At 72.5% G+C, this 1722-nt stretch carries 3 protein-coding genes; all 3 read right to left on the bottom strand.

The features are described from left to right. Positions 1-78: 78 nt before the first annotated feature. On the bottom strand, positions 79-675 hold the full coding sequence (locus ACFPZL_RS12915; protein ID WP_236021679.1) for a copper chaperone PCu(A)C: 597 nt from the start codon (positions 673-675) through the stop codon (positions 79-81). Continuing rightward, positions 672-1475 (bottom strand): copper resistance CopC family protein, encoded by an 804-nt coding sequence (locus ACFPZL_RS12910; RefSeq protein ID WP_218113862.1) that lies wholly within the window; start codon positions 1473-1475, stop codon positions 672-674. Before ACFPZL_RS12910 ends, ACFPZL_RS12915 begins: the two co-directional genes overlap by 4 nt. A gap of 56 nt (positions 1476-1531) precedes the next feature. Then, the coding region (locus tag ACFPZL_RS12905; protein WP_382335768.1) for a hypothetical protein at positions 1532-1722 on the bottom strand (191 nt) is incomplete at its 5' end.

Here is a 1722-nt window from a genome sequence, read left to right as displayed (position 1 = left end):
CCCGTGCCGAAGGCGGCCCCGAGGCCCGCCGCGCCCCCCGTGAGGAGGGAGCGGCGGGCGAGCCCGGGGTGCCCGTCGTCAGTGCGCGTCATGCCCGTCGCCGTGATCGTGGTCGTGCCCGTCGCCGTGGGAGTCGTCGCCGTACTCCTCGTTCGCGCCGGCGTAGTCCTTCACCAATGCGGTGAGCTCGACCTCGGTGCCGTCGGAGAAGCGGAGGGTGACCGTCGTCTCGTCGCCGGCGAGCAGATCGCGCTGCAGATCCAGCAGCATGAGATGGTTCGCACCGGGCGCGAGTTCGAAGCTTCCGCCGGCCGGGATCGTCACCGGTTCCGCGATCTCCTGCATCACGCCGTCGGCCGTGACCTCGTGCAGTTCGACCGAGCCGGCATCGGGCGACTCCGCGCTCGCGATCACGAGGTCGTGGTCTCCGCGGTTCTCGAGCACGCCGAAGAGGCCGGTCATCCCGCCGCTCGGGGCCGACTTCGCCCAACCGTCCAGCAGTTCGACGCCGCTGCTCGTCTCATCGGTCGTCCCGCCGTTCGCCCCGGTACCGGCCTCGGCCCCGTGCGACGTCTCGTGCGCGCCGCTCGCGCCAGGCGACGCGCAGCCGCCGAGTGCGAGGGCGGGCAGCAGGAACAGCGCCGCCCCGAGCCGGGCGGGGAATCGCCGCCTCACCGGGCGTCGTCCGCGTTCGGAGCCGACTCGTCGGTGTTCGTTGCCGACTCATCGGTGTCGGATGCCGCGCCTGCAGCCGCCTCGTTCATCGCGCGTGCGCGCCTCCGGCTGCCGACGATCACGGCGGCGACGCCACCGGCGACGACCACGCCCGCGCCGATGACGACCGCCGCGATCGATCCTGCTCCGAGGCCCGATGAGGTCGCGGTATCGGCGGACGCGTCCCCGTCGTGCTCGTGCTCGTGGCCTTCGTCGTGCTCCTCGCCCTGCTCATCGCCGTGCGAATCGGTTTCGTCGGCCGGCGCGGGTGCCTCCGTGCCCTCGCCTGCGGTGCCGTCGTCGTCCGCGGGCAGCCAGCTGACGAGGCCGTCGGCATCGAGCCGGAAGACCAGCAGACCCTGGATCGGATGGCCGTCGCTCGAGACGACCCGCCAGGCGATGCGGTACATCCCCTCGCCGATGTCTGCGGCGAAGCGCTGGACGACATCGCGCCCGTCGACCTCCGGGGCGCCGTCGGCCACCTCCTGCTCGTCGGCGTCGGTGATGAGGATCTCGCTGCCGACGTCCATGATGTCATTGCTGAAGCTCAGGGTCAGCCGGTCGGCGTTTCCGGTCGCCTCGTCGATGTCGACGCGGTAGCCGGTGATCTCGTCGTGCGCGAGCGCCGGGGAGGACGCCCCGAGCGTCAGCGCGAGTGCGGCGCCGGCGGCGATGAGCCCTGCCGCCAGGGTGCGCGCGACGGTGCGGGGGCGGGTGGGTGTGTTCGTGTGCATGTTCGTATGCATGGTCGTTGTCTTCATCTCTTCTCCGGCCGCGGCCGGGTCGGCGGATCACCGCCGACGGAGACGCGGCGGTGTCAGAACGTGGAGGCGAGGGCTGCGGGAGGACCGCGATGGCTGATCGCGGAGAGCACCGTCAGGCGGTCTCGGAGGGCCGCTCGTACGGTCTGGACGCGAACCGCGGTGCGGCTCGGCGGCGCCACCGGCGCCGCTGCCGTCGGGCGGAGCAGCACCTGGAAGACGACGCGGCCGAGTACGGCAGCCGCCT

Source organism: Leucobacter soli, from assembly GCF_042659205.1.
GTDB classification, from domain to species: domain Bacteria; phylum Actinomycetota; class Actinomycetes; order Actinomycetales; family Microbacteriaceae; genus Leucobacter; species Leucobacter soli.
This window is presented reverse-complemented; position numbering and strand designations above follow the sequence as displayed.

Coding starts and splice junctions, on each gene's coding strand:
- ACFPZL_RS12910 (WP_218113862.1), bottom strand. CDS start 1,475: ATGAAGACAACGACCATGCATACGAACATGCACACGAACACACCCACC.